General features: G+C 66.3%; 23 protein-coding genes and 2 tRNA genes. 15 read left to right on the top strand and 10 right to left on the bottom strand.

Annotated features, from left to right (window positions below):
- Positions 1 to 1,435: 1,435 nt before the first annotated feature.
- The 6 genes from rsmG to rpmH form a co-directional block, all read right to left on the bottom strand.
- Positions 1,436 to 2,224 (bottom strand): 16S rRNA (guanine(527)-N(7))-methyltransferase RsmG, encoded by a 789-nt coding sequence (rsmG, locus tag NN4_RS33890; RefSeq protein WP_147139869.1) that lies wholly within the window; start codon positions 2,222 to 2,224, stop codon positions 1,436 to 1,438.
- Positions 2,225 to 2,370: 146 nt separating this feature from the next.
- On the bottom strand, positions 2,371 to 2,877 hold the full coding sequence (locus tag NN4_RS33885) for a Jag family protein (RefSeq protein WP_370465417.1): 507 nt from the start codon (positions 2,875 to 2,877) through the stop codon (positions 2,371 to 2,373).
- Positions 2,878 to 3,027: 150 nt separating this feature from the next.
- The gene (gene yidC / locus NN4_RS33880; RefSeq protein WP_147139867.1) at positions 3,028 to 4,122 is read right to left on the bottom strand and encodes a membrane protein insertase YidC; all 1,095 of its coding nucleotides are present in this window, start codon (positions 4,120 to 4,122) and stop codon (positions 3,028 to 3,030) included.
- Between the two features lie 4 nt (positions 4,123 to 4,126).
- Positions 4,127 to 4,525, bottom strand: coding sequence for a membrane protein insertion efficiency factor YidD (gene yidD / locus NN4_RS33875; RefSeq protein ID WP_135234161.1), 399 nt, complete (start codon positions 4,523 to 4,525; stop codon positions 4,127 to 4,129).
- The gene (rnpA, locus tag NN4_RS33870; protein WP_147139865.1) at positions 4,522 to 4,938 is read right to left on the bottom strand and encodes a ribonuclease P protein component; all 417 of its coding nucleotides are present in this window, start codon (positions 4,936 to 4,938) and stop codon (positions 4,522 to 4,524) included. Before rnpA ends, yidD begins: the two co-directional genes overlap by 4 nt.
- A 21-nt stretch (positions 4,939 to 4,959) precedes the next feature.
- Positions 4,960 to 5,103, bottom strand: coding sequence for a 50S ribosomal protein L34 (gene rpmH / locus NN4_RS33865; protein ID WP_005516618.1), 144 nt, complete (start codon positions 5,101 to 5,103; stop codon positions 4,960 to 4,962).
- A gap of 664 nt (positions 5,104 to 5,767) precedes the next feature.
- Between rpmH and dnaA the strand changes: the two genes are divergently transcribed.
- The 6 genes from dnaA to gyrA all read left to right on the top strand — a co-directional run bounded on the left by dnaA (position 5,768) and on the right by gyrA (position 17,321).
- Complete coding sequence (gene dnaA / locus NN4_RS33860; RefSeq protein WP_147139863.1) at positions 5,768 to 7,831, top strand: chromosomal replication initiator protein DnaA; 2,064 nt, start codon at positions 5,768 to 5,770, stop codon at positions 7,829 to 7,831.
- Between the two features lie 970 nt (positions 7,832 to 8,801).
- The gene (gene dnaN, locus NN4_RS33855; RefSeq protein WP_147139861.1) at positions 8,802 to 9,977 is read left to right on the top strand and encodes a DNA polymerase III subunit beta; all 1,176 of its coding nucleotides are present in this window, start codon (positions 8,802 to 8,804) and stop codon (positions 9,975 to 9,977) included.
- Between the two features lie 222 nt (positions 9,978 to 10,199).
- The gene (recF, locus tag NN4_RS33850) at positions 10,200 to 11,381 is read left to right on the top strand and encodes a DNA replication/repair protein RecF (protein WP_135234164.1); all 1,182 of its coding nucleotides are present in this window, start codon (positions 10,200 to 10,202) and stop codon (positions 11,379 to 11,381) included.
- A 152-nt stretch (positions 11,382 to 11,533) separates the two neighbouring features.
- A complete protein-coding gene (locus tag NN4_RS33845; RefSeq protein WP_147139858.1) occupies positions 11,534 to 12,094 on the top strand; it encodes a DUF721 family protein in 561 nt (186 codons plus the stop codon).
- 595 nt (positions 12,095 to 12,689) lie between these two features.
- Complete coding sequence (gyrB, locus tag NN4_RS33840) at positions 12,690 to 14,744, top strand: DNA topoisomerase (ATP-hydrolyzing) subunit B (RefSeq protein WP_147139855.1); 2,055 nt, start codon at positions 12,690 to 12,692, stop codon at positions 14,742 to 14,744.
- 54 nt (positions 14,745 to 14,798) lie between these two features.
- Entirely contained in the window at positions 14,799 to 17,321 is a 2,523-nt protein-coding gene (gyrA, locus tag NN4_RS33835; protein WP_147139853.1) for a DNA gyrase subunit A, read from the top strand.
- Positions 17,322 to 17,432: 111 nt separating this feature from the next.
- Here the strand turns inward: gyrA and NN4_RS47020 are convergent, their stop codons facing one another.
- A complete protein-coding gene (locus NN4_RS47020; protein ID WP_186818763.1) occupies positions 17,433 to 17,735 on the bottom strand; it encodes a hypothetical protein in 303 nt (100 codons plus the stop codon).
- A gap of 33 nt (positions 17,736 to 17,768) precedes the next feature.
- Between NN4_RS47020 and NN4_RS33830 the strand changes: the two genes are divergently transcribed.
- The 4 genes from NN4_RS33830 to NN4_RS33820 all read left to right on the top strand — a co-directional run bounded on the left by NN4_RS33830 (position 17,769) and on the right by NN4_RS33820 (position 19,029).
- Positions 17,769 to 18,584 (top strand): DUF3566 domain-containing protein, encoded by an 816-nt coding sequence (locus tag NN4_RS33830; protein ID WP_371865789.1) that lies wholly within the window; start codon positions 17,769 to 17,771, stop codon positions 18,582 to 18,584.
- 158 nt (positions 18,585 to 18,742) lie between these two features.
- Positions 18,743 to 18,816: transfer RNA gene (locus NN4_RS33825), tRNA-Ile, on the top strand.
- 29 nt (positions 18,817 to 18,845) lie between these two features.
- Complete coding sequence (locus NN4_RS45845) at positions 18,846 to 18,953, top strand: DLW-39 family protein (RefSeq protein ID WP_222595215.1); 108 nt, start codon at positions 18,846 to 18,848, stop codon at positions 18,951 to 18,953.
- A 3-nt stretch (positions 18,954 to 18,956) separates the two neighbouring features.
- A tRNA-Ala gene (locus tag NN4_RS33820) sits at positions 18,957 to 19,029 on the top strand.
- A 316-nt stretch (positions 19,030 to 19,345) separates the two neighbouring features.
- Here NN4_RS33820 and NN4_RS33815 read toward each other — a convergent pair.
- The gene (locus tag NN4_RS33815; RefSeq protein ID WP_147139851.1) at positions 19,346 to 20,536 is read right to left on the bottom strand and encodes a DUF1444 domain-containing protein; all 1,191 of its coding nucleotides are present in this window, start codon (positions 20,534 to 20,536) and stop codon (positions 19,346 to 19,348) included.
- A gap of 40 nt (positions 20,537 to 20,576) precedes the next feature.
- Entirely contained in the window at positions 20,577 to 21,287 is a 711-nt protein-coding gene (locus NN4_RS33810; protein WP_147139849.1) for a YoaK family protein, read from the bottom strand.
- Positions 21,288 to 21,614: 327 nt separating this feature from the next.
- On the opposite strand from NN4_RS33810, the gene NN4_RS33805 reads away from it, so the two are divergent.
- The 4 genes from NN4_RS33805 (at position 21,615) to NN4_RS33790 (ending at position 25,968) form a co-directional block, all read left to right on the top strand.
- Entirely contained in the window at positions 21,615 to 22,115 is a 501-nt protein-coding gene (locus NN4_RS33805; RefSeq protein WP_147139847.1) for a pyridoxamine 5'-phosphate oxidase family protein, read from the top strand.
- A gap of 40 nt (positions 22,116 to 22,155) precedes the next feature.
- Positions 22,156 to 23,085 (top strand): acyl-CoA dehydrogenase family protein, encoded by a 930-nt coding sequence (locus NN4_RS33800; protein WP_147139845.1) that lies wholly within the window; start codon positions 22,156 to 22,158, stop codon positions 23,083 to 23,085.
- A gap of 1,036 nt (positions 23,086 to 24,121) precedes the next feature.
- Positions 24,122 to 25,129 carry an ATP-binding cassette domain-containing protein gene (locus NN4_RS33795; RefSeq protein WP_147139843.1) on the top strand — a complete coding sequence of 336 codons (1,008 nt, stop codon included), beginning with the start codon at positions 24,122 to 24,124 and terminating at the stop codon, positions 25,127 to 25,129.
- Positions 25,126 to 25,968: an ABC transporter permease gene (locus NN4_RS33790; RefSeq protein ID WP_135234172.1), complete on the top strand. Its 843-nt coding sequence runs from the start codon at positions 25,126 to 25,128 to the stop codon at positions 25,966 to 25,968. The genes NN4_RS33795 and NN4_RS33790 overlap by 4 nt, the downstream gene beginning before the upstream one ends.
- A 4-nt stretch (positions 25,969 to 25,972) precedes the next feature.
- Here the strand turns inward: NN4_RS33790 and NN4_RS33785 are convergent, their stop codons facing one another.
- A complete protein-coding gene (locus NN4_RS33785; RefSeq protein ID WP_135234173.1) occupies positions 25,973 to 26,185 on the bottom strand; it encodes a hypothetical protein in 213 nt (70 codons plus the stop codon).
- A 243-nt stretch (positions 26,186 to 26,428) separates the two neighbouring features.
- On the opposite strand from NN4_RS33785, the gene NN4_RS33780 reads away from it, so the two are divergent.
- A complete protein-coding gene (locus NN4_RS33780) occupies positions 26,429 to 26,956 on the top strand; it encodes a peptidylprolyl isomerase (RefSeq protein ID WP_147139841.1) in 528 nt (175 codons plus the stop codon).
- The last annotated feature ends 3 nt before the right edge of the window (positions 26,957 to 26,959 follow it).

Raw genomic sequence — 26,959 nt, 5'->3', positions numbered from 1 at the left:
AAACAAGGAGAGGGCTTACCCGGATCGGTGCACCGCTTCCCGACCACCACCACCGAACCTTCCACCGATCGGACGGACCGGCGGTTACTGCAAGCGAGCGAATCAGCCGCGCGCCAGACGACGAGCGCGGGGGAGAACACCTCCGAGTTGGTCCCCGCAGTCGACTCACCCCTGACGTGCAATCCGTTTCACGTGAAACCGCGTGCCGACATTGGCGCGACGGAGGTGCAGCGGACACACCTGTCTGCTCTTTCACACACCCGTCGGTCGTCGACCAACGGCGACACCGGCAGACCCGTCGTCGAGTTCATCCGCAGATCTCTGGACGCCTCACCCAGCGGCCCCTCAGGCCAACCGTCACACCGCAACCCGCCGACCCGAGACAGCTCACTCGTGCGGACCCCGATCCTCCTCAGGCACGGGTCGCCCACGCACCTGCAGACCTATGAACGCACGGGCACCAACCGCACACGAGAGAAAAACGCTCACCTCCGATCCAGTAAACCGACGAGCCGTAGCCGACGCAGTACAACGTTCACGCACCCAAGCCAACTCCCAGAGAGGCAGTCCGGCAGATCCGCGCAGCCGATTCACTCTCGCGCTGGCACACCAGGTCCGGGCACCAGCCGGCGCTTCTGTCCACTGGTTCGGAGGACTTAGACCGTAGAGGATCCGTGCGGGCTGTCGCTATCTCGAGGAGCTTTGCGGGTACCGCTCTGCGAGTGCCAGTGATGCTGTCTGCCGCACTCATCGGGTCTAGCGGTCCCGCCGCATGTCTGACCCCAATGGATGACCCGACTGTGTTCAAGGATGCGGTGGAGGACGAAGCTGCCGATGCGCTCCAGCGGGTGACCGATGTGTTGCCGGTAGGTGCGCCGGTCCGCAGACATAGGTCCGCCCACGATCGACCTCCCTATTGCGGACGGGAGTCCGCGAGCGGCGGGATGGGGCGGTGCGCGGTTCGTCAGTGGATTGACCGAGTGAACTCAACTGCGGGCTGCCCGTTCAGATCGAACGGGACGCGCTACCGACTCCTCGTAGTGGCGGGTCCGGCCCCACGGATTCGTGCAGTCTCGCACCGCGAACTTGCGTGCCCGAAAGGACGACAGCTGCCCCGCTACTCATCGAGCGGAGGCGAGGAGAATCACCACGATGGCCGTCTTGCCGCCGCCGCTCCTCTGACTGGCGACTAAGTCAGCTCCGCTCAGGGGAGGGGCGGGGCATGCACTCGCGGATCCGACGCGGCTGCGGACTAGCGAAACGCACGGGCTCACCCGGCACGCGTCGTAGATACCGACTCGGTCATACGCCGACAGGACTGCGACAACTAAACGCGGCAGCAATCCCGTTGCGGGGAACAGCAACTCCCCATGCTTCACGTGAAACCGGTCGAGTCAGGCGACCCGCACACACGAATCGCAACGCCCGACTACTCCTACTTCGCCTTCCGGATCCGACCTGCCGCAGGCTTGTCAGCGCGCTTCGCTGCCCTCGCCTCTCGGCGCGCGGTCGCCTTCTCGCTCCGTGGTCGATGCGCACGCTCGGCCCGGGGGAGGCGTTCGGCGCTGATGATGAGGGTGGGCGTGGCGACGAGACCGGCGCCGCATTCGACGACCATCGCGTTGCCGGCACCGGCACGGGCAAGCGCCTCACCGTCGCGCTCGAGTTCCTCGGCGGCGCTGACACCTTTGAGGGCGAGCATCCGGCCGTGGTCGCGGAGCAGGGGTAGGGACCACTGGGCGAGCTTGCCGAGGGGGGCGACGGCACGGGAGGTGACGACGTCGGCGCCGCCTGCTTCTTTCATCACGCCGGACTGCTCGGCTCGGCCACGCACCACGGTGACGTCGAGGCCGGCCGCCTCGATGAACTCACTCAGGAAGATGGTGCGGCGCAGCAGCGGTTCGACCAGAGTGATGCGGAGGTCTGGACGAGCGATGGCCAACGGGATGCCGGGGAGGCCGGCGCCGCTGCCGATGTCGACCACGGAGGAACCTTCGGCGATCAGTTCGCCGATCACCGCACAGTTGAGAATGTGGCGATCCCAGAGGCGGGGTACCTCGCGGGGGCCGATGAGTCCGCGCTCGACGCCTGCGGTCGCGAGGGCCGCGCAGTACTGGCGCGCGAGATCGAGTCGGTCGCCGAACACCGCGGCGGCCGAGGCTGGGGGTTCCAGCTCGGCAGGCAACGCGGTGGCTCCACCGAGATCTCGTTCCACGTGAAACATCCTTCCGAACTCGAATCGATCAGCGGCGACATACGGACAATCAGCTGCAGGACACGAACAAGGCCCCCGATCCGAAGACCAGAGGCCCTATCCAACCACTACCCGTCAGGGTGACGAAATGCGCCGTGCCCTAACGTGTCCGACGCTCAGGCGGGAACGACCACCACATGCCGGTTCGGCTCGACGCCTTCGCTCTCGCTGTTGACGCCATCGATCACCGCCACCGCGTCGTGCACGATCTTGCGCTCGAACGGAGTCATCGGCGCCAGCGACTCCGGCGCACCCGACTCCAGCACCCGCTGCGCGGCGGCGGTGCCGAGCGCACTCAGGTCTTCGCGGCGCTTGGCGCGCCAACCGGCCACGTCCAGCATCAGCCTGCTGCGCACACCGGTGGCCTGCTGCACCGCCAGCCGGGTCAACTCCTGTAGCGCGTCCAGCGTTTCGCCGTTGCGGCCCACCAGCTTTGACAGATCCCGGCCACCGTCGATGCTCACGATGGCGCGGTCGCCCTCCACGTCGAGGTCGATGTCGCCGTCGAAGTCGAGCACGTCGAGCAACTGCTCCAGGTAGTCGCCCGCGATTTCGCCCTCTTCGATCAGGGCTTCCTCGGCATCGTTCACGACATCGTCGGCGTCCGTTTCCGCGTTCACCATCGTCGTCGCCACTGTGGCGTCCCCTCCGTCGGTCTCAACTGTCATTTGATTTCCTTCATCTGCTCATCACGCTCGCCGTGCGCTCGCCGCCGGACGGTGCGCGATCAAGGGGTTGCTCAGCGTGGTGGCCCGCCGGCCACCGAAATGCGATCAGCGTCGGCGTTTTTGGTTCGCTCGGCCCCGGTTGCCCGGCCGCTTCTGGCCACCCGGCCTGCGCTGCCCCGCGGCCTTGCCGGTGGTCTTGCCGGTCCCGTTGGTGGAGGGGGAAGCGTCGACCGCGTCCACAGCGTCTGTGGCGTCCTCGACGGCATCGGTAGCCGTCTTCTTCCGGGTGTTGACCGGCTTGGCGCCTGGCTTCGGCGCGTTCTGCGCCCGCTGCTCGATCTTGGCCTGCTTCTTGGCCTCTTCTTCCTTCTCCATCTTGCCGAAGACGAGGTGCTGCTGGCCGTAGGTCCAGATGTTGTTGGAGACCCAGTACAGGAGGATGGCGATCGGCAGGAACGGACCACCGACCATCACGCCGAGCGGGAAGACCCACAGCGCAAGCTTGTTCATCATCGCGGCCTGCGGGTTGGCCGCCGCTTCCGGCGTCTGCCGGGCGACCGAGGCGCGCGCGTTGAAGTGGGTGGCCAGACCGGCGATGATCATCAGCGGGATCGCCACGGCAGCGATGGCCACCTTGCTCGGGACGCCGCCGTCGATGGCGAAGGCCTGCAGCTCGGAGTTGGGGATGGTGATGAAGGCCGAGATCGGCGCGCCGAAGATGCGGGCGCTCAGGAAGGACTGGACGTCGGCCGCGTTGAAGACGTAGTTCGGCGTGTTCGCGTTCTCGGTAATCGACAGCCCCAGCTGGCCGAAGCCGTGGCCGGTGCGGTTGAACGAGCGCAGCACGTGGAACAGGCCGAGGAACACCGGCACCTGCGCCAGGATCGGCAGGCAACCCATCAGCGGGTTGAAGCCGTGATCCTTCTGCAGCTTCTGCATCTCGACCGCCATCTTCTGGCGGTCGTTCTTGTACTTCTTCTGCAGCTCCTTGATCTGGGGCTGCAGCTCCTGCATCTGCTTGGTGGTGCGCACCTGCTTCACGAACGGCTTATAGAGCAGCACTCGGAGGGTGAACACCAGGAACACGACGGCCAGCGCCCAGGCAAGGCCACTGTCTTTACCGAGGCCGGGCACTGCGGCAAAAACCCGGTGCCAGAACCACAAAATCCAGGACACCGGATAATAAATGAAGTCGAGCACGGCTCTATGCACTCCCGTCGTTCGTATCGCCGATCACCGCGCGCGGTGATCCTTTCCAAGCGTTCGGCTCCGACACCGGATCGGCCTGCAGGCTGGTTTCCTGCGGCGCCGGCTCGGTGGCTGCCACGGTCCCTGGTGCGGTGCGAACGGTGCTTCGCTTCCGCTCCGGAACGGGGTCCCACCCACCAGGGTGCCAGGGCGCACATTTGGCCAGTCGCACGGCTGCCAATCCGAGGCCGACGAACAGGCCGCGCGTCCGCAATGCGGTGACCGCGTACTCGCTGCAGGTCGGGGTGAATCGGCACACCGGCATGCGGGTGGGGGAGACGTAGGTCCGATACAACTCGATCAGAAAGATCAGTGCGTTCGCCGGTAACCGGCCGATCTTCGCGGGCAGGCTCATGCCGAACCGGCTCCTGCTGAGCCGACACCGAGCTTGCGCACCGCGCCACGCAGCTGGCGCAGCAGCTCCTCGGCGGAGGCGTCGGCCGCACCGGGCAGCGCACGGATCACGATATCGGTGTCGGCGGGCAGCTCGGGAATCATCTGGCCGCACATATGACGCAGGCGGCGGGCCACACGGTGTCTAATCACCGCGTTGCCCACCGCCTTGCTGACGATCAGCCCGAAGCGCGGCCCGCCTACGCGGACCAGCGCACCGGCTGGATCACCATGTCGTCCATCTACGTCCACGACTCCGTCATACCCGTGCGTGAGCACGTGCACGACTACATCGCGCCTCCCGACTCGCTGGCCGCGGCGCACCGTCCGGGAGAAGTCGGCACGATGATGCAACCGATACGACTCAGGCAACACCCGAGCGTCCGCGAGCGAGGATCAGGCAGTGAGTTCGGCGCGGCCCTTGCGGCGGCGCGCCGAAACGATGGCGCGACCCGCACGGGTACGCATCCGGAGACGGAAGCCGTGGACGCGCGCCCGACGACGGTTGTTCGGCTGGAACGTCCGCTTGCCCTTGGCCACGGTCAACACTCCTCGAGTCAGTGGGCATCAGTTGATGCCCGAAGCTTTTTCGGTGAAACAGGTATTCGCGATGAATCGCAGGTCTGGTCATCATCGGCGCGTCGGTCTTGGCGCACAGTCGGTCGATCACGACCCACACGCGGTCAGCACAAGACCGCCACCGCACCAAAGGGTGACTGTACGAGGGTACTGATCGCCTAGGAGCGGGTCAAACTCGCCCCACCCGGGCTGCCCCGATCGCCCGACCAGCAGGAACCGCGGCGCCCACACTCCAAGGCTGTGCATATCACTGTCCGGCCCTGTGAGTATTACCGTGAGTTCGTCCACACCCCTAGCCACGCCCGACCGCATCGGCAACCTGCTTTGCCGAAGGGTTGCTGCACAATCGCAGGTCAGAGCGTTATCCGCGGGCCGAGCAGCCGCATTTCACAACTCCCCAGGGTTCTCCACATCTGTGGATAATTGTGTGGAAAGACCCCTGGAGTGGCATATTCGTAGGGCCGACGGTGCCACGCCGCGGCCCGGAATGGGGATCCGGGCAGCGTCCGGACCGGTTACGGACGTATGCGGGATCACGGTACCGATCGAGCATGGTCGTCACCACCACCTCCCCGCGTGCCCCGACCGTCTGCTCCTATCGACCTACTTCCGGGGAGGAAACTGCATGGACGACGAGCAGGACGTGTTGGCCACGGTGTGGCCCGAGGTAGTTGCCGAGCTGACCACCGGCTCATCCGACGGTGCCATTCCGCCGGTGACCCGAGCGCAGCAGGCCTGGTTGAAACTGGTCAAGCCGCTGACGGTGGCGCAGGGGTTCGCCCTGCTCTCGGTGCCTTCCTCGCTGGCTCAAGAGGCCATCGAACGCGATCTGCGCGAGCCGATCCTGCGGTCACTGGCCCGGCGCCTCGGCCCCCAGGTGGAAGGGCTCGGCGTGCGCATCGCCGCGCCGGCCGCCCAGAGCACCGAGCGGCCAGGCAACAACCCCCGGCACGCCAGGATGACGAGCACGCCCGAACGTTCCAGGGACAACGGGCACCGCGACAACGGTCCCCGCGATACCGGTCATCGCGACAACGGTCCCAGGGACAACGGTCATCGGGACAACGGGCCCCGCGACAGTGGACCTCGCGACAACGGACGTGGCGACAACAACCGCGGCCAAGCCGGTTACCCAGGCGGCGAATACCAAGGCCGCGACGATTACCAGCAGCCGCGCTACGCCCAGACCAACGAGTACGCACAAACCCCCAGCTACAACAGCGGATCCGACTACACCGACGCCGAGTACGCGCCGGAGTACGCGTCCGCGGGCGAGTACGACCGGCAGGACTACGGCCACGACGAATACCCGGTCCGCGACGAATACGCCCCCCAAGCCGACCTGCAGTCCGCGCCGCGCCACGAACCCACCCCGGCGCAGCGCCGCGAGCAGGGCCTGCCCCCGCGCCGCGAATCGATCCCGCCCGGCCAGGAGTCGTTGTTCACACCCGACCCAGGCCCCGCCGCCGTGCGCGGTCCGGTCCGGGCGCCGGTGCGCGAGGCGCAGTCCGACGATCCCGGCCTGGCGGCCGCGCACGAGTCGGTCCGTGAGTCGGAGAACCCGCGGTCCGACCGCGACGACGAGCCCGTGGTCAACGCCCGTAACTCCTGGCCGACCTACTTCACCAAGTCGCAGGAGAGCTCGGCCCCGTCGAGTTCCTCGGCCAGCCTGAATGCGAAGTACACCTTCGAGACGTTCGTCATCGGCGCGTCCAACCGCTTCGCGCACGCCGCCGCGGTCGCCATCGCGGAGGCGCCCGCACGCGCCTACAACCCGCTGTTCGTCTGGGGCGCTTCGGGTTTGGGCAAGACGCACCTACTACACGCGGCCGGCCACTACGCTCAGCGGCTGTTTCCCGGCATGCGGGTGAAGTACGTCTCGACCGAAGAGTTCACCAACGACTTCATCAACAGCCTGCGGGACGACCGGAAGGTGGCGTTCAAGCGCCGCTACCGCGAGACCGACATCCTGCTGGTCGACGACATCCAGTTCATCGAGGGCAAGGAAGGTATCCAGGAAGAGTTCTTCCACACCTTCAACACCCTGCACAACGCCAACAAGCAGATCGTCGTCTCCTCGGACCGCCCGCCCAAGCAGCTGGCCACGCTGGAAGAACGGCTGCGGACCCGGTTCGAGTGGGGTCTGATCACCGACGTGCAGCCGCCCGAGCTGGAGACCCGGATCGCCATCCTGCGCAAGAAGGCTCGGATGGACCGCCTGGACGTGCCGCACGACGTGATGGAACTGATCGCCACCAGGGTCGAGCGCAATATCCGCGAGCTGGAGGGCGCGCTGATCCGGGTGACCGCGTTCGCCTCGCTGAACGGGCAACCGCTGGATCTGCCGCTGGCCGAGGTCGTGCTGCGCGACCTGATGCCCGATACGGCGGCGCTGGAGATCAACGCGGCGACGATCATGGCGGTCACCGCCGAGTACTTCAACACCACGCTCGAGGAGCTGACCGGGCCGGGCAAGGCGCGGCCACTCGCGCAGGCCCGCCAGATCGCCATGTACCTGTGCCGCGAGCTGACCGATCTGTCCCTGCCGAAGATCGGTCAGGCGTTCGGCCGCGACCACACCACGGTGATGTACGCGGAGAAGAAAATCCGCAAGGAGATGACCGAGCGGCGTCGGGTGTACGACCAGGTCCAAGAACTAACAGCCCGAATCAAACAGCGCTCGCGCTGAGCTTTACTAACAACCGAGCACCGCCCTGACCTGGGGCGGTGCTTTTTTTGCCCTGTGGATTCCTCGAGGAATCCTTGTGGAGTCCTCGAGGAATCCACCGGTTTGTGCACCGATTGGCTAACAGGTGTGGGGATGGACTGCGCGGTCTCCGCTAACAGGGCTTCATCCCCAGCATCCCCAGCCCGACTTGCGCACAGGCGGTGACCAGCGCGGCGTTCGGTCACCGGGTTGGGGAATCCTCGAGGAGTCCATGTGGAGTCCTCGAGGATTCCTCGAGTTGTCCACGTATCGGTACACACGTGTGAACAACCGGGTGAATTCGGTGGAACAACTCGAGGAGCGCTCGAGGATGAATGTGGGACAACTTCGGAACTCCACAGACGCCCCTCGTTCATCCTCGAGACACTCTCTGCTCATCCCCACGGCACCACGCCCGTTGACCAGCGGATACGGCGTCAGTGCACAGATTCCACAGTGCCTACTACTACTTCAGTTCTTCTCCTAGAAGAACTCTCTTGAAAACAGGTGTGTGGAAAGTCGGTCGAAGAGGGTCACGTCTCGAGGGACTCCTGTCCCAAGGCAAGGAGAAGAGCCGGAGTGGATCCTGGATGCGTCAATCCCACACACCCATCGATCGCACGGGACTCGATCCCTGACTCAGCGGATGGTCTCGTCGGCCCGAGGCAACTCACCGGATCGCTGACAACCCGCCTCGCTGCTGACACGACTCGGGACCTCCGGCTCTCCTTGCTCGGCTCGCGACTCGCCACCCGCCATCTAGCGGGTCGGACTAGGCCATAGCTCCAGTCGCGGGTACGGTTTGTTGTCGGTCGCCTGTGCCACACTTTTGATGGCGGCCGATCCAGCACCCTTCGCGAACAACCAACGTTGAACGAGCCGACAGGCTTGGAGGACGAATGTCCGGCCACCGCATAACAGCTCACGGAACTGGGAGAGGACAGATCGGGCGATGGAGCTTGCAAGCATGAAGTTTCGGGTCGCCCGAGAGGACTTCGCGGAATCCGTTGCCTGGGTGGCACGTAGCCTCCCGTCCCGGCCTCCTGTGCCCGTGCTCGGCGGTGTGCTGCTCGTGGCCGACGACAGCGGGCTGACGGTCTCCGGCTTCGACTACGAGGTCTCCGCGCAGATGCGCGTCGCCGCCGAGGTCGCCGGTCCCGGCGAGGTGCTCGTCTCCGGCAGGCTGCTCGCCGACATCACCAAGGCACTGTCGAACAAGCCGGTCGACGTCTCCGTCGACGGCACCCGCGTGCTGATCAGTTGTGGCAGTGCGAAGTTCTCCCTGCCGACCATGCCGGTCGAGGACTATCCCCAGCTTCCCGAGGTACCGCAGCAGTCCGGCGAACTGAGCGTCGAGGTGTTCGCCAACGCGGTCGGCCAGGTCGCCGTCGCGGCGGGCCGGGACGACACGCTGCCGATGCTCACCGGTATCCGCGTCGAGATCGAGGGCTCGAAGGTGGTGCTCGCGGCCACCGACCGATTCCGCCTCGCGGTCCGGCACATCGAATGGTCGCCCGCCGACGCGAATATCGAGACCGCAGTGCTCATCCCGGCCAGGACGCTGTCGGAGGCAGGCAAGACACTGGGCACCTCCGATGCCCCCGTGCAGCTTTCGCTCGGCACCGGTGCCGGCTCGGACGGCCTGCTCGGCATCGTGAACGCGGGCCGCCGGACCACCACCCGGCTGCTCGATGCCGAGTTCCCGAAGTTCCGTCAGCTGCTGCCGAAGGAACACACCTCCATCGCCACCCTGCAGGTGTCGGTGCTGACCGAGGCCATCAAGCGCGTCGCCCTGGTCGCCGAGCGTGGTGCCCAGGTGCGTCTGGAGTTCTCCACCGAGGGACTGCAACTGTCCGCGGGTGGGGACGACGCCGGTCGCGCCGAGGAATGGCTCGAAGCCGACTTCCGCGGCGAATCGCTGACTATCGCGTTCAACCCGGGCTACCTGATCGACGGCCTGTCCGCGCTGCATGCCGAGCGGGTCACCTTCGGGTTCACCACGCCGAGCCGACCCGCGGTGCTGCTGCCCGCGGTCGACGAGGAGCCGAAGGTACTCGAGTCGGGTGCGTTCGCCGCACTGGACAGTCCCTACACCTACCTGTTGATGCCGGTCCGGCTGCCGGGCTGAACCCCTGTGCACGACCGCGATCCGAGCTCGTTTGCTGCCTCGGCCGCTGCGAAATCAGTAGCGCCGCTGTGGGATTCGGCAACACGGCGGTCGAGGTGGACGCCGTTCATGCACAGGTCTTCCACACTCTGTGGGTGGGCGTCGGCAACGTCGGCGCCAACACCAAGGGGTTGTGCACAACATCGTGGGACCGAATTCATGCAGGTAGGGGCCGGATAACGGATGTTCATCCGAACACTGTCACTGCGTGACTTCCGCTCCTGGGAACACGCCGAACTCGAATTATCCCCAGGCCGAACGGTTTTCCTCGGCTCGAACGGCAACGGCAAGACCAACCTGCTCGAGGCGATCGGCTACCTGGCCACCCTCGGCTCGCATCGGGTCGCGGCCGACGCACCGCTGATCAGGCTGGGTGCCGACAAGGCCCGAATCGGCGCGTCCGTGGTCAACAGCGGCCGCGAACTGCGCATCGACATCGAGCTGAACCAGGGCGCCGCCAACCGCGCACAGATCAATCGCTCGCCGGCCCGCAGACCACGAGAGATCCTCGGCATCCTGCAGACGGTGCTGTTCGCTCCGGAGGATCTCGCGTTGGTGCGCGGCGATCCGGGGGAGCGCCGCCGGTTCATGGACGAGTTGTGCACAGCCCGCCTGCCCAGGCTCGCCGCCGTCCGCAGCGACTACGACCGAGTGCTGCGGCAGCGCTCGGCGCTGCTGAAATCCGCTGGGCGGCAAGCCAGATCGAAGACCGAGCTGGGCACCCTCGACGTGTGGGACGGCCACCTGGCCACGCACGCCTCGGTGCTGCTGACCTACCGGCTGCGCCTGGTGCACGATCTGTACCCGTACCTCGCGCAGTCCTACGCCGCCATCGCCCCCGAATCCCGGCCTGCCGCAATCGCTTACCGCAGCGCGACGCTGCCGCCCGAATTCCTGGACCCCGCAAGGGAACCCCAGCCGGACGACACCGAGGCACTGGAGGCGATCATGCTGCGCGAGCTCGCCGCCGCCCGGCCGAAAGAGCTGGAACGTGGTGTGTGCCTGGTCGGGCCGCACCGCGACGAGCTCGACCTGAACCTCGGTGACGCACCGGCCAAGGGTTTCGCGAGCCACGGCGAATCCTGGTCGTTCGCCCTCGCACTGCGCCTCGGTGCGTTCGAGCTGCTGCGCGCCACCGGCTCCGAACCCGTGCTGCTGCTCGATGACGTCTTCGCCGAACTCGACCGCCGCCGCCGCACCGCGCTCGCGGCCGTGGCGGCGGGCGCGGAACAGGTCCTGATCACCGCGGCGGTGCCCGAGGACGTGCCTGCCGAACTCGCCGCCGTGCCCCTGCGCGTGGAAACCAGCGGTGGACCGGACGGCCGAACCTCCAGGATCGCCGAGCCCGCCACACCGTCACCGTGACGATCGCGTTCGCACTATGACGTATGCACAGAAAAGCATGGTTATCAACAGGTCCTGTTGATAACTAGTGCCTCCGGTGCCGTGCCCGGAGCGGCCGTTTTGTCGGTGCCTTGTCGTAGAGTGACCCTCTGGCCGCGCGATTCGAGAGGAGCCTGGTGACCGATCAACAGGGCGCCCAACCGGCAGGTAAAGAGCCGGAGTTGCGCGGTATCGATCTGGCCAGGCGGGCGCTGGAAGAGGCCCGCGCGGCGGCGAAGGCGAGCGGCAAGTCGGTCGGGCAAGGGCGATCCTCACCACAGCGGAAGCTGCGGACCGGGGCGCGCAGGCGCAGCGGCTGGTCGGGGGCCGGACCGGATGCCCGCGATCCCCAGCTGTTCGGCAAGCTGACCGGCTCGCTGGCCAAGAATCGCGGCTGGTCCACCAAGGTCGCCGAGGGGATGGTGTTCGGCCGCTGGGCCGGCGTCGTCGGCGAGGACATCGCCTCACACGCCACGCCGTTGACCTTGAAGGACAACGTGCTGAGCATCGCCGCCGAATCCACCGCGTGGGCAACCCAATTGCGCATGCTGCAGAGTCAGATCCTGGCGAAGATCAACGCCGCGGTCGGCCCGGGTGTCGTGACGTCGCTCAAGATCACCGGCCCCGCCGCGCCCAGCTGGCGCAAGGGGGAACGTCACGTCAGAGGCCGCGGACCCCGCGATACCTACGGATAGACCCGGCGTTCCACGTGAAACCGCGTCTCGGTATCGCTCGATGCGCCAACGGATTTCGCCCCGAGCGGTAAGTAGCTGGATTGTGCCGACAGCAGCCCGGCGCCCCGCATCCGACCACCCTCGGACTCCACGCAGCCGGGTCCCACCCCGAATAGTTGATCTCCCGCCCTGCTCGCAGCCTGTTCCGCGGTCGGGAGCCGGCACCGCACAGCACTCGACGAGCCTCGTGAGTAACCCCTCGGCTACGCCCGCGAGCCCTGAAATACGGGCATTCCGCCCCGTCGTCATGTGCGGCGCCGGTGGCCCCGCAACACGCACCGCCCGAATCCTCCCAGAGGCGAGTGAAAGCCCCGGAGGGCGGAACAGACTCGCCGCAATCCGATTTCTCGCATTCACGGAGCTGTCAGGGGTGTCGTAGGTGCGCTGTAGGTTGGGTGTACCAGTAGGATGGTGACGTAACTAGCGGCGATCACCTTCGGCGCGTTCCGCACAGCCCGCGTGGCCCTGTATTTCTCGAGCAGTCATGGCCAGGGACCAACGCGTGCTGTGCAGTGCCCCGCCAGGAGGATCAGCAAGTAAGGAGAGCTACCGACCAGTGGCTGCCAACGACTCCAACGCATCGGGCTCGACCAACGCTTCCTCGGGCAAGGCGGATTACGGCGCCTCGTCCATCACGGTCCTCGAGGGACTCGAGGCGGTCCGCAAGCGTCCCGGCATGTACATCGGTTCCACCGGTGAGCGTGGCCTGCACCACCTGATCTGGGAGGTCGTCGACAACTCCGTCGACGAGGCGATGGCCGGGTACGCCACCCGGGTCGATGTCACGCTGCTCGCCGACGGCGGCGTCGAGGTGGTCGACGACGGCCGAGGCATTCCGGTGGCCATGCACGCGCAGGGTGTCCCGACCATCGAGGTGGTCATGACGCAGCTGCACGCGGGCGGCAAGTTCGACTCCGACTCCTACGCGGTGTCCGGTGGTCTGCACGGTGTCGGTATCTCCGTGGTGAACGCGCTGTCCTCTCAGCTGGAAGCGGAGATCCACCGCGACGGGTACCACTGGACCCAGACGTACAAGGATTCGGTCCCCGGCAAGCTGCTCCAGGGCGATCCGTCCAAGCAGACCGGCACCACGATCCGCTTCTGGGCCGATCCGAACATCTTCGAGACGACCACCTACAACTTCGAGACCGTGGCCCGCAGGCTGCAGGAGATGGCGTTCCTCAACAAGGGATTGACCATCACCCTCACCGACGAGCGCGTCACCGACGCCGAGGTCACCGACGAGGTGGTCAGCGAGACGGCCGACGCGCCGAAGCACGCGGAGGCCGAAGACGCCGCCGCGCCGGTCGAGCACAAGGTGAAGAAGCGCACCTACCACTACCCGGGTGGCCTGGAGGACTTCGTCCGCCACATCAACCGGACCAAGCAGCCGATCCACAACTCGGTCGTCGGGTTCACCGGCAAGGGCACCGGCCACGAGCTCGAGGTCGCCATGCAGTGGAACTCGGGCTACTCCGAGTCGGTGCACACCTTCGCCAACACCATCAACACCCACGAGGGCGGCACGCACGAGGAGGGCTTCCGTGCGGCGTTGACCACGGTGGTCAACAAGTACGCGAAAGACAAGAAGCTGCTCAAGGAGAAAGACGGCAACCTCACCGGTGACGACATCCGCGAGGGCCTGGCCGCCATCGTGAGCGTGAAGGTCTCCGAGCCGCAGTTCGAAGGCCAGACCAAGACCAAGCTCGGCAACACCGAGGTCAAGTCGTTCGTGCAGAAGGCGTGCAACGAGCACCTCTCGCACTGGTTCGAAGCCAACCCGGCCGACGCGAAGACCATCGTGAACAAGGCGGTCTCCTCGGCGCAGGCGCGGGTCGCCGCCCGCAAGGCCCGGGAGTTGGTGCGCCGCAAGAGCGCCACCGACCTGGGTGGTTTGCCGGGCAAGTTGGCTGATTGCCGGTCCAAGGATCCGAGTAGGTCCGAGATTTACATCGTCGAGGGTGACTCCGCCGGTGGTTCGGCCAAGTCCGGGCGTGACTCGATGTATCAGGCGATCCTGCCGCTGCGCGGAAAGATCATCAACGTCGAGAAGGCCCGTATCGATCGGGTGTTGAAGAACAACGAAGTCCAGTCGATCATCACCGCGTTCGGCACCGGTATCCATGACGAGTTCGATATCGCCAAGCTGCGTTATCACAAGATCGTGCTGATGGCCGACGCCGACGTCGACGGCCAGCACATCGCGACGCTGCTGTTGACGTTGCTGTTCCGGTTCATGCGTCCGCTGGTCGAGCAGGGGCATGTGTATCTGGCGCAGCCGCCGCTGTACAAGCTCAAGTGGCAGCGCAGCGATCCGGAGTTCGCCTACTCCGACCGCGAACGCGACGGTCTGCTCGAAGCCGGCCTCGCGGCGGGCAAGAAGATCAACAAGGAAGACGGCGTCCAGCGCTACAAGGGTCTCGGCGAGATGAACGCCAAGGAACTCTGGGAGACCACTATGGATCCGTCGGTGCGCGTGCTCAAGCTGGTCACCCTGGACGACGCCGCCGCGGCCGACGAGCTGTTCAGCGTGCTGATGGGTGAGGACGTAGAGGCCCGCCGCAGCTTCATCACCCGTAATGCCAAGGACGTTCGCTTCCTCGACGTATAAGCCGGTGCGCGTGCCCCGTCACCGCAACCGCACCAGGCCCGCTAAGGAGACTTCATGACCGACACGACGCTGCCTCCGTACGGAGGCACCGGCGGCGACCGGATCGATCCGGTCGACATCCAGCAGGAAATGCAGAACAGCTACATCGATTACGCGATGAGCGTGATCGTCGGCCGCGCGCTGCCCGAGGTGCGCGACGGCCTCAAGCCGGTGCACCGGCGTGTGCTGTATGCCATGTACGACAACGGGTATCGGCCCGACCGCGGCTACGTGAAGTCCGCGCGCCCGGTCGCCGAGACCATGGGTAATTACCACCCGCACGGTGACAGCTCGATCTACGACACCCTCGTGCGCATGGCGCAGCCGTGGTCGCTGCGCTACCCGCTGGTCGACGGCCAGGGCAACTTCGGTTCCCGCGGCAACGACGGCGCGGCCGCCATGCGATACACCGAGTGCAGGCTGACCCCGCTCGCGATGGAGATGCTGCGCGAGATCGACCACGAGACGGTCGATTTCATCCCCAACTATGACGGCCGCTCGCAGGAGCCGACCGTGCTGCCGAGCCGGGTGCCCGCGCTGCTGATGAACGGCAGCAACGGCATCGCGGTCGGCATGGCGACCAACATTCCGCCGCACAACCTGCGTGAGCTGGCCGAGGCGATCTACTGGGCGCTGGACAATTTCGACGCCGACGAAGAGTCCACCCTGGCCGCCTGTATGGAGCGGGTCAAGGGCCCGGACTTCCCGACCTACGGTCTCATCGTCGGTGGCCAGGGCATCCACGATGCCTACACCACCGGCCGCGGCTCGGTCCGGATGCGCGGTGTGGTCGAGATCGAGGAAGACAACAAGGGTCGTACCACCCTGGTCATTACCGAGCTGCCGTACCAGGTCAACACCGACAACTTCATCAACTCGATCGCCGAGCAGGTACGCGACGGCAAGATCGCGGGCATCTCCGACATCCACGACGAGTCCTCGGACCGCGCGGGCATGCGGATCGTCGTCACTGTCAAGCGGGACGCCGTCGCCAAGGTCGTGCTGAACAACCTGTACAAGCACACCCAGCTGCAGACCAGCTTCGGTTGCAACATGCTGTCCATCGTCGACGGTGTGCCGCGCACGCTGCGGCTGGACCAGATGATCCGGTACTACGTCAAGCACCAGTTGGACGTCATCGTCCGGCGCACCAAGTACTTGCTGCGCAAGGCCGAGGAGCGGGCCCACATCCTGCGCGGCCTGGTCAAGGCGCTCGACGCGCTCGATGAGGTCATCGCGTTGATCCGGCGTTCGGCCAACACCGACACCGCGCGCACCGGCCTGATGCAGATGCTGGATATCGACGAGATCCAGGCCACCGCGATCCTCGACATGCAGCTGCGTCGCCTCTCGGCGTTGGAGCGGCAGAAGATCGTCGACGAGTTGGCCAAGATCGAACTCGAGATCGCCGATTTGAAGGACATCCTCGCCAAGCCGGAGCGCCAGCGCGCCATCGTGCGGGACGAGCTGGCCGAGATCGTCGAGAAGTACGGCGACGACCGGCGCACCAGGATCATCGCCGCCGACGGTGACGTGGCCGACGAAGACCTGATCGCCCGCGAGGACGTGGTCGTCACGATCACCGAGACCGGCTACGCCAAGCGCACCAAGACCGACCTCTACCGCAGCCAGAAGCGCGGCGGCAAGGGCGTGCAGGGTGCCGGGCTCAAGCAGGACGACCTGGTCAAGCACTTCTTCATCTCCTCGACCCACGACTGGCTGCTGTTCTTCACGAACAAGGGCCGGGTGTACCGCGCCAAGGCCTACGAGCTGCCCGAGGCCAGCCGCACCGCGCGCGGCCAGCACGTGGCGAACCTGCTCGCCTTCCAGCCGGACGAGAAGATCGCCCAGATCATCCAGCTCAAGTCCTACGAGGACTCGCCGTACCTGGTGCTCGCCACCAAGAACGGCCTGGTGAAGAAGTCGAAGCTGACCGATTTCGACTCCAACCGCACCGGCGGCATCGTCGCGGTGAACCTGCGCGACGAAGACGAACTGGTCGGCGCCGTGCTGTGCTCGTCCGACGACGACCTGCTGCTGGTCTCGGCCCTCGGCCAGTCGATCCGCTTCTCCGCCACCGACGAGGCGCTGCGTCCGATGGGCCGCGCCACCTCCGGTGTGCAGGGCATGCGGTTCAACGCCTCCGATGAACTCTTGTCGTTGAACGTTGTGCGGCCGGATACATATCTGCTGGTGGCCACCGCCGGCGGTTACGCTAAGCGGACTGCGATCGAGGAGTACACGGCGCAGGGCCGGGGTGGTAAAGGCGTATTGACCATTCAGTACGACCCCAAGCGTGGCACCCTGGTCGGTGCACTCATCGTCGAGGACGAGGATGAGTTGTATGCGATCACGTCCGGTGGTGGTGTCATCCGGACGGTGGCCAAGCAGGTTCGCAAGGCTGGACGACAGACCAAGGGCGTGCGATTGATGAACCTCGGTGAGGGCGATACGTTGCTTGCTATCGCGCGCAATGCCGATGAGCCCGATCCCGATCTGCTCGCCGGCGAAAACAGCGACACCGGTTCCTCTGAGTAGTAACCCAACAGCGGCGGCAACGAACGGATCTAAGGATTCCCATTGACCACTCCGAATCAGCCGAATGACGAGCGGCACCCGACGAACGGTGTGACCGAGCGGATCGCACCGTCACCGATTCCGCCGCGGCCGATCCCCCGGCCGAACTCGTCGGCCGAGAACGGCCAACCGGGTGGCGGGCAGCCAGCAGGCGGCCAGCCGAACGGCGGCCAACCGGGTGGTGGGCAGTCCGCCGCTGGCCAGCAGGGCGGGCAGCAACACGGCAGCCAGCAGCAGCACGGTGGCTCGCAGGGCGGTGGACAGCAAGGTGGCGACCGATCCGGCGGCCAGCAGGGCGGGCAGCAACGCGAAATGCAAGACCAGCAAGGCGATTTCGCGGGCAAGCAATCGGGGCCGGAGCAGGCTCCCGGTCACGGCGGCCAAGATCCGTTCGATCAGACTGTCCGCATGAACAACTCAGAGCCCGGTGCGCCCGAGTCGGGGGATCAGTCCGGTGGCAACGGCGGTGGCCAATCGCCGTTCCAGGACGGCTGGGCGCAGCTGCCGCAGCGGGAACCACAGTCCAACCTGTACCGGCCCGGCCAGGCGCCGGTCACCGGACGGCCGAGCGGCTCAGGGGGCCAAGGCGGTTCGGGCGGCGGCGGCCTGGGCGGTGGCGTGACCAACGCGCGCACCACCGCCGACCTCGCCGCCAAAGCGGCCCGCAAGGAAGCGGCGATGGTGAAGTCCGTCGGCATCGACGGACCGACCCGCAGCATTGCGCGCCCCGAGCTGATCAAGGACATGCCCGACCTGTCCGAGATCAGGCACCCGCTGCCGCCGTCGGCCGAACACCACACCGGCCAGCAGCCGCCCATCTCGCCCGCGGTGCCGGTCGCGGTCGCCGCGGCCGTCGCCACCGGCGAGCCGCTGCGGGCCACCGTGCAGATCCGCCGGATCGACCCCTGGTCGACCCTGAAGATCTCGCTGGTGATCAGCGTGGCCATGTTCTTCGTGTGGATGCTCGCGGTCGGCCTGCTGTACATCGTGCTCGAGGGCATGGGTGTCTGGGAACGGTTGAACAACACCTTCACCGACATGGTGTCCCAGGACAGCGGATCGGTCGGGCTCATCGACGCGGGCACGGTCTTCGGCTACGCGGGCGTCATCGGGCTGATCAACGTGGTGCTGTTCACCGCGCTCGGCACCGTCGGCACGTTCATCTACAACCAGTGCTGTGATCTGGTCGGCGGCATCCAGGTGACGCTCGCCGATCCCGACTAGCGCCACGAACACCCAGCGGCCGGCGTCGTCCCTTCACAGGGGACGACACCGGCCGTTTTCGTTGATCGGCACCTCCGCTACCAGCCGTTTTGGTCGTTCACGGGCAAGTCGGGTAATCTCTAGCCTCGGCTCAGGTGGAAGAAAACAAGAGTCGATACGGGCCTATAGCTCAGGCGGTTAGAGCGCTTCGCTGATAACGAAGAGGTCGGAGGTTCAAGTCCTCCTAGGCCCACTCCCGAACATCACAGTAGGGTGGGAACCATGAAGTTTCTTGTCACGGTAGGCGCCGTGGTCGCGGTTCTCATCGGCATCTCCAAGCTGCGCCAGCGCACCGACGCCGACCTGTGGCACGAAGTCACCACCCGCTGACTCGGGGCCTTAGCTCAATTGGCAGAGCACTGCCTTTGCAAGGCAGGGGTTAGGGGTTCGATTCCCCTAGGCTCCACTCCACTCGTAGGCGAGCCCTGCACGCGGAAAGCGCGTGCGGGGCTCGTTTCGTCGTGTCTTGTGGGGGCGTAGCCCCCACACCCCGCCCGGCGGGGCTTCGCCCCGTACCCCCGCTTCTGGTCGCGTACCTGAGGTAACTTCCTGCCTCGCTAACGCTTAGGTCGCTGAATACAGCGCCGGCAAGTAAGCGAGCTAGCGGCAGTTTCGAACGATTGGCCGGGCGACTTGTTATTCGGCGACTTGTTTCGCTGAGCTTCTACCTGTCGCCGAACCCCTAGGGCGGCACGCGGTTACGTGCCGCCGGGGGGCGAAGCTCAGTGCGGTACTGCGGCGGCCTCTAGGCGGGTGAGGGTTTCGGGGTTCGGCCAGTGGCGGATTTCGTAGCGGCGGGGGGACATGCCGGGAATCGGTGTCAGGCCGGTGATTTCGGCTGCGGCGGCGAAAGGGACTTCGAAGAGGGTTTGCATTTCGCCGTTCTCCTCGGTGCAGAAGAGGATGCGGTCGGCTTCGGGGAGTAGGTATTCGACGCCTTGGCCCCAGACGGTCACGGTGTGGGGGCCTTCTTCGGCGGCTACGTAGAGGACCGAGGCGACGAAGGCGGGGTCGAGGTCGTCGTGGTGGGGGTAGACGAAGTCGCGTTCCATCGCGGTTTTCAGGGCCTCGGTTTGGGTGTCGTACTCGGTGATGGCCAAACCGCAGCGGGCGCGCAGGGCTAGGGCGTGGTGGCGGTGGTCGGGTACCTGGTCGAGGGGGATGACGGTGCCGTTGTCGTCGACCGTGTATCCCTGCGGGGAGATGGGGCGGACGGCGGCGCGGTACTGCTGCTCGACGTGCTCGAACAGGGGCGTGAGGTCGCCGTCGTCAGGAACGATGAGCAAGGTGTCGACGTCGGGCATGAAGGCGATGGGGCGGTGGGTGCCGTCACCGGAGCCGGCGAGCCAGCCGGGGATCAGCGGCCAGGAGGTGCAGTAGCCGTCGCCGTTGTCGGCGAAATGCAGCAGGCCTGCTTCCTCGATGCCGTGGGAACCGACCAGGGCGGTGAGGTTTTCGCGCGCCGCGGCGAAGACCTCGTCGGCCGCGATACCCCAACGTTCCAGCGTTGCTCCGGAGACGATCGAGCGGGAATTCGGCTTGTCGATCGCGACCAGTTCGTCGAGGAACGGGAACGCGGGGCGGGAGATCGGCAGCGTCTCCTTGGTCGGGGTGTTGAGTCCGAAGCCGTTGGGGCGCAGGATCGGTCGCAGCAGGGCACGGCACTCGAGCCAGGTGTCCGGTCCGTCGGCGTCCTTGACGCCTGCGATGTAGCGGGCGATCCGGGCATCCCGATCGTCGGCGGGGAGATGGGCGGCCTCCCGAAAGACATTGCCCAGGTACAGCTCCAGGTCGCCGACGGTGATCGTGAACTCGTCCGGATCGTACTTCGCGTCGTGCTCGCCGGCCTCGGTCAGTTGCTGCAGGACGAGCGCCGCGAACTGATCGGCGTCGACCCCGAATTTCTCCTCCACGCGGCAACCGTAACCGGCGCAACCGACGAGTGCACAGGAGTCAGCGGCCCGACAGCGGTCCGTGCCGGTCGAGATGCAGGTAGGTGTAGCCGGTGACGATCAGGCAGACCACGGTCGCGGTGATCAGCATCGCCCAGCCGGCGACCAGCATGCTCAACAGGCCACCGAGCAGGGCGCCGAGCGCGAAGCTCAGATAGAGCAGGAAGTAGCCGAGCCAGTCGGCGTAGTCGCCGCCGCTGATGTGGCGTTCGATGCCCTGGGCCAGCTTGACCAAGGTCCCGGTGACATAGCTCAGCGGCACCGACACCTCGCCGTCCTTCACGAACGAGGTGTTCAGCGCGCCGACGCCGAACGCGACGAACAGGATCGGCACGAAGTCGATGTCGGCGGTCTCCGGATTCTGGAACCGGACGATGTCGATGATCGACGCGGTGGCCAAACTGAACGTAGTAAGCAGGGTCGGTCCGTGCGGATGCCCGGACCAATAGTGTCTGCGGCACCAGGAGGCGACCACGACGCCACCGACGAACGACGCGAGCAGTCCCGCCGCCGCGGCCGCCGTGTCCTTCTGATCGTTGAAGTGGCCGAGGATGGCCCGTTCGGTATTGCCGGTCATGAACGTGACGAAGTAGCCAGCGGTGTGCATGAACGCCGCCGCGCCGATCAAGCCGGCCAGTGCGGCCAGCACCCAGGACAGTCGCGCCTCGTTGTCGAAAAGTGCCCTCTTGCGAGCTTCGTCCGGTTTCGGCACAGGTCGGGCTCCTTTCGGGGCGGATGGTCCTCCTCAGTGTTACCGCTCGTCGGCGGAACGCGCATGTGCAGCGCCGTAGGTTGCCGGATGGTCACCAGCGTCGATTCGGGTGTTCGTCCGATGGTCGGGTCGATCGAGTTGTCGGTATCTGCGGAGTAACCGAGTGACTTCAATGTGCCGTCTTCCCTGTTCAGTATCGGTGACGCATGATGCTGTCAGTTACTAGAAGTAACCGATCGAACCGGCTCGGGACAGCAGCGAACGGAATGTGCGCACGTCTACAGGTAGCCGGTCCGTTGTGATCGGTCGCACGAAAGGAATGGCAGCATGACGAGCAAGGTGACGGCTTTCGCCGACATCGAGACGGAGTTCGACACCTACGTCGGGCAGATCGGCTACGCCACCATGGTGACCGTGGACAAGCAGCATCGGCCGCGGACCCGGGTGCTGATCCCGGTCTGGGAGCACGCGGACGGCACTCCACTCGGCTGGCTGGCCACCTACAAGACCCCGGTCAAAGCGGCACACATCGCCGCCAATCCACATGTGAACTTCTCCTACTGGGCACCGGGCAACAATTCGGTTGCGGTAGACGCGACGGCCGAGTGGGCCGACGCGCCCGAGATCAGAGAGCGGGTGTGGCAGCTGTATCGGCAGACCAGCCCGCCGGGCGCCGGATACGACCTCGGCCAGTTCTGGCACTCACCGCAGGACCCGAAGCTGCAGATCCTGCGGCTGGACCCGTGGCGGATCCAGGTGATTCGAGGCCGGGATCTGCGCAGCCGGATCTGGCAGGCCCGGCCCGAGTCGGCACGCGCCGCCGGGTGATCGAGCCGCTCTCCATCGCACCGCCGGTTACCGTGCACGGGTGGACTCCGTGCTCGATTTCCTGCTGACCGAACCGCTCGCCTCCACGCCGCTCGATGATGCCGGCGCGGCCTGGACACGACATCGGGTGGCCGCGAACCGATTCGGCAAACCGGTCGATGTCGCCATCGCGGGCGGCTTCGGCGCCGACCGGCTCGGTTACGCGTTCCTGTCCGGGTATCAGGAGGCGGTACGCACGCTGATCCCGGATCTGCCCGCTGACGAACTGGTCGCGTTGTGTGCGACCGAAGCGGGTGGCGGGCATCCGGCGGCGATCCGGACCACGCTGACCGAGGACGGCGGCGAGTTCCGGCTCAACGGGACCAAAACCTTTGCCACGCTGGGCAAGCTGGCGCAGCGGCTGGTGGTGCTGGCCAGCGTGGGAGCGGCCGAGGACGGCCGGAATCGGTTGCGCGCCACCCTGGTCGACGCCCGTGCGACCGGGGTGCACGTGACGAATCTGCCCGAGACTCCGTTTGCCCCGGAGATCCCGCATGCCATGGTCACACTGACAGATGTTGCGGCAGAGGTGTTACCGGGTGACGGCTACCTGGATTACCTCAAGCCGTTCCGCACGATCGAGGACATCCATGTGCTGGCCGCGGCGCTCGGCTGGCTGGTGCGGGTGGCGCGCGAGGCGGGCTGGTCGCAGTCCGTGCTGGAGCGACTGCTCACCGTGGTGGCGGCGGTGCGTGGACTCGATCTCGATGCGCCGAGTTCGCCGGGCGTGCACATCGCGCTGGGTGGCATCTTCGAGTCCGTCGAGCGGTTGCTGGCGGAGCTGGATTCGCTGTGGGCGTCCGTGGATTCGGTGACCGGACAGCGATGGGAGCGGGATCGTCCGCTGCTCGGGATCGCCGGACGGGTGCGCGATCAGCGTCTGGCTACGGCCTGGCGATCGGTGTTACCCGGGGAGAATCAGGCCGTCTGACCTGGTCCGGAAATGGGGAGCGGGCCTCGGCGAAGGGGGGGAGTTAGCCGAGGCCCGCGTAAGGTCGGCCCGGGGGGGAGGGGCCGACTTGAATGATCCTACGCGATGATTCCCGATTGTGTGCGCGTGGGGAGTGCCACTTTTTGAAGATTTTTTGGGTCCGCTTACTTTCTGCTAGTTCGTGACCGTTTCGGGTAGGTGGGCCCCTCCCTGGGACCACTGTTCGGCGGTGGCCTGGTGTTTGCCAAAACCACTGTTGCGCAGGTCGATACCCGCTCGATACGCGCTGTGATTCGGGTCGGCTACGGCAGGATAAAACAAGCCGACCGGTCGCTGTGTGGGGAGAATCGCTGTCCCGCGAGGACGATTCGACTGCGATGGGCGACCGACGCGATGTGCGTCGGTATTCGTCGGCGGAATCTGTCGTACCCCGATGCGAACATGCGTTCGTGTTCAGCGGGTCCCGGTCGATCGAACGGTCCGAGCGAGCAAGGGGCTCGGGCGCTTTCGCGTGGGCGCAGCCCGGTGCACGAGTACCGCGCGGCGACGATTCGGGTAGTCCGCTACGCACGACTCGGTGGGCCGCACGCGGGAGTATCGAACCGGTCGCACTTCGATCCGGCACCCCCGAGCACCGCCTGGATCGAGGTGCGGCCTTCGTTTGTGGGAGGCGCGTCCAGGCGGAGTCGGGGGTGGGCAACCCGCCATAAACTCTGTACTTTGTAGAGAGAAAGACTCGCCACGTTGCCCAACAGAAGGATCGAGCGATTGCGCACCACCTCGCACACCGTGTCCGCGCCCTCGGCGCACCCCGAGGGCAACATCGGGCAACCGCGGCACCGGCGGATGCCCGATGGTGGCGGGCTCGCGCATTCTCAAGATCGCAAACCGGCGCAAATCGGATGAAATTGTCGGTGGGTGGCGCAATACTGACTCGGGTATCGGCCTTTTCCTTGGCCCAGCGAATTCGGTCGGCACCAGATCACTGGCGTCGTGCAAATACATCCCACGAAAAACTCACGAACTCAGGAGAATCATGCCCGACGCAATAGTCGCCGAGGGTCTGGTCAAACGATATGGCGATCTGGTCGCCCTCGATGGACTCGACCTCTCGGTCCCGGCGGGGACCGTCACCGCGCTGCTCGGACCCAACGGCGCAGGTAAGACCACCACGGTCCGGGTGCTCACCACCCTGCTCGTGCCGGACGCCGGGCGGGCGACCGTCGCGGGCATCGATGTGCTGCGCGAGCCACGAACCCTGCGCTCCCGCATCGGCGCGTCCGGCCAATACGCCGCGGTGGACGAATATCTCACCGGCTTCGAGAATTTGGAAATGGTGGGACGGCTGTATCACATGGGGGTCCAGCGCAGTAAGGAGCGCGCACGCGAACTGCTCGAGCGGTTCCGGCTCAGCGACGCCGCGGACCGGCCGGTGAAAACGTACTCCGGCGGTATGCGCAGGCGACTCGATCTGGCGGGTGCGCTGGTCGCGAACCCGCCGGTGCTGTTCCTCGACGAGCCGACCACCGGCCTGGATCCGCGGGCCAGGCTCGCGCTGTGGGACGTCATCGAGGAGTTGGTGGCGGGCGGCACCACGCTGCTGCTCACCACCCAGTACATGGACGAGGCCGACCGGCTGGCCGACGCCATCGCGGTGATCGACCACGGCAGGGTCATCGCCCGTGGCACCGCCGACGAGCTCAAGACCCTGGTGGGCGGTGACCGGATCGAGCTCACCGTGGACCACGCCGACAACCTCGGTACCGCGATGCAGGCGCTGAAAGGCCTGGCCGACGGCGAGATTCACGTCGAGCCCGGGCTGCGCCGCCTCACCGTCCCGGTGGCCGACGGATCACAGGCGCTGGTCGCGGCGATCGGCAAGCTCGCCGAACACGACGTGCGGATCAACGACGTCGGCCTGCGCAGGCCCTCGCTCGACGATGTCTTCCTGACCCTCACCGGGCACGAGGCCGAGGAACTGACCAACGACAACGGCCGCGCCGCGGCAGAGCGGCAGGCCGCAGTGGAAGGAACGACCCGATGACCACCATGGCTCCGGTGCACGAGCGGCTCTCGCTCGGCGACAAACTGTCGATGGTGGTGAGCGACAGCCTGACCATCGCCAAGCGCGGGGTCATCAAGATCAGGCGCGTGCCCGACGTGCTGATCTTCTCGACGCTCTCGCCGATCATGTTCGTGCTGTTGTTCGCCTACATCTTCGGCTCGGCGATCGAGATCCCCGGGGTGAGCTACCGGGAGTTCATGATCGGCGGCATCTTCGCGCAGACCGTGGTGTTCGGCGCGTCGTTCACCGGCGCGGCGCTGGCCGAGGACATGCAGAAGGGCATCATCGACCGATTCCGTTCGCTGCCGATGGCGCCGTCGGCCGTGCTGATCGGGCGCACGCTCAGCGACGTGGTGATCAACGTGGTCAGCCTGACGGTGATGTCGCTGACCGGTCTGGCGATCGGCTGGCGGATCCGTGGCTCGTTCCTGGACGCGGTGCTGGCGTTCCTGCTGCTGTTGCTGTTCGCCTACGCGGTGTCCTGGATCATGGCCTACGTCGGGCTGCTGGTGCGGGCGCCGGAGGTCTTCAACAACGCCAGTTTCATCGTGGTGTTCCCGCTGACCTTCATCGGCAACACCTTCGTGCCGAGCGACAAGCTGCCGACGGTGCTGCGGGTGATCGCCGAGTGGAATCCCGTCTCCGCGCTCACCCAGGCGACGCGCGACCTCTTCGGCAACACCAGTGCGGTGGCACCCACGCCCACCGCGTGGTCGCTGCGCAATCCGGAGGTGACCACGCTGATCTGGGTGGTGGTGATCATGGCGATCTTCGTACCGCTGGCAGTCCGGCAGTACAAGAAGACCGTCAGTCGCTGAACCTTTAGCGGCCGTTCTCCGCGCCCGCTCCGGCTACCGGTGTGGGCGCGGAGCCGTTGCGGGAGTACCCGATGCGCGGCGGCGCCGGGGCCGGGGCCGGCGGCTGCGGCCGCTTGCTGCGTACCAGCCAGGCCACGCCACCCGCCAGCGCGACGGCCGCCGCGACGATGAGCCGGTTACGAGTACGTGCGGATACATGTAGGGGCCCCATGGTCATTGGCCCATGCTGGCACAACCGCGCCGTTCATGCAGTAGCTCCAGCTCAGCGGCTCGCCCGGGTGCGCCGTGACGCCTACCCATCGGCTCAGGTGGCAGGCCTGAAGGCCGGCGCGGACGACCGCCGTTGCATCGCGGGTAACTTCGCCTGGCGCACCGGAACTCGCCTACCGGCGCAACCCGACACGGGTGGTACCGGCCGGTGCGCTGCGGTTCCCAGGCGGCGGGACCGTAGCATTGCGGCGTGACCTCACCGAATCAGACCGCTGTGGCGACGCTCCACACGAATCGCGGCGACATCAAGATCTCGCTCTTCGGTAACCACGCCCCCAAGACGGTCCGCAACTTCATCGGGCTCGCCGACGGTTCGGCGCCGTACACCACCCCGAATGCGAGCGGCGGCAGCACCGGCCCGTTCTACGACGGCGCCGTGTTCCACCGGGTGATGGACGGGTTCATGATTCAGGGCGGCGACCCCACCGGCACCGGACGCGGCGGACCCGGCTACGAGTTCGGCGACGAGTTCCACCCGGAACTGCGCTTCGACCGCGGTTATCTGCTGGCCATGGCCAACGCCGGACCGGCGACCAACGGGTCGCAGTTCTTCATCACCGTCGGCCCGCAGCCGCACCTCAACCGCAAGCACAGCATCTTCGGTGAGGTCGTAGATCCGGAGTCGCGCAAGGTCGTCGATGCCATCGCCAAGACGGCGACCGATCGCAATGACCGCCCCCTGGAACCCGTCGAAATCACCAAGATCACGATCGAATGAGCT

The organism is Nocardia ninae NBRC 108245 (assembly GCF_007990755.1).
Taxonomy (GTDB): Bacteria; Actinomycetota; Actinomycetes; order Mycobacteriales; family Mycobacteriaceae; genus Nocardia; species Nocardia ninae.
This window is presented reverse-complemented; position numbering and strand designations above follow the sequence as displayed.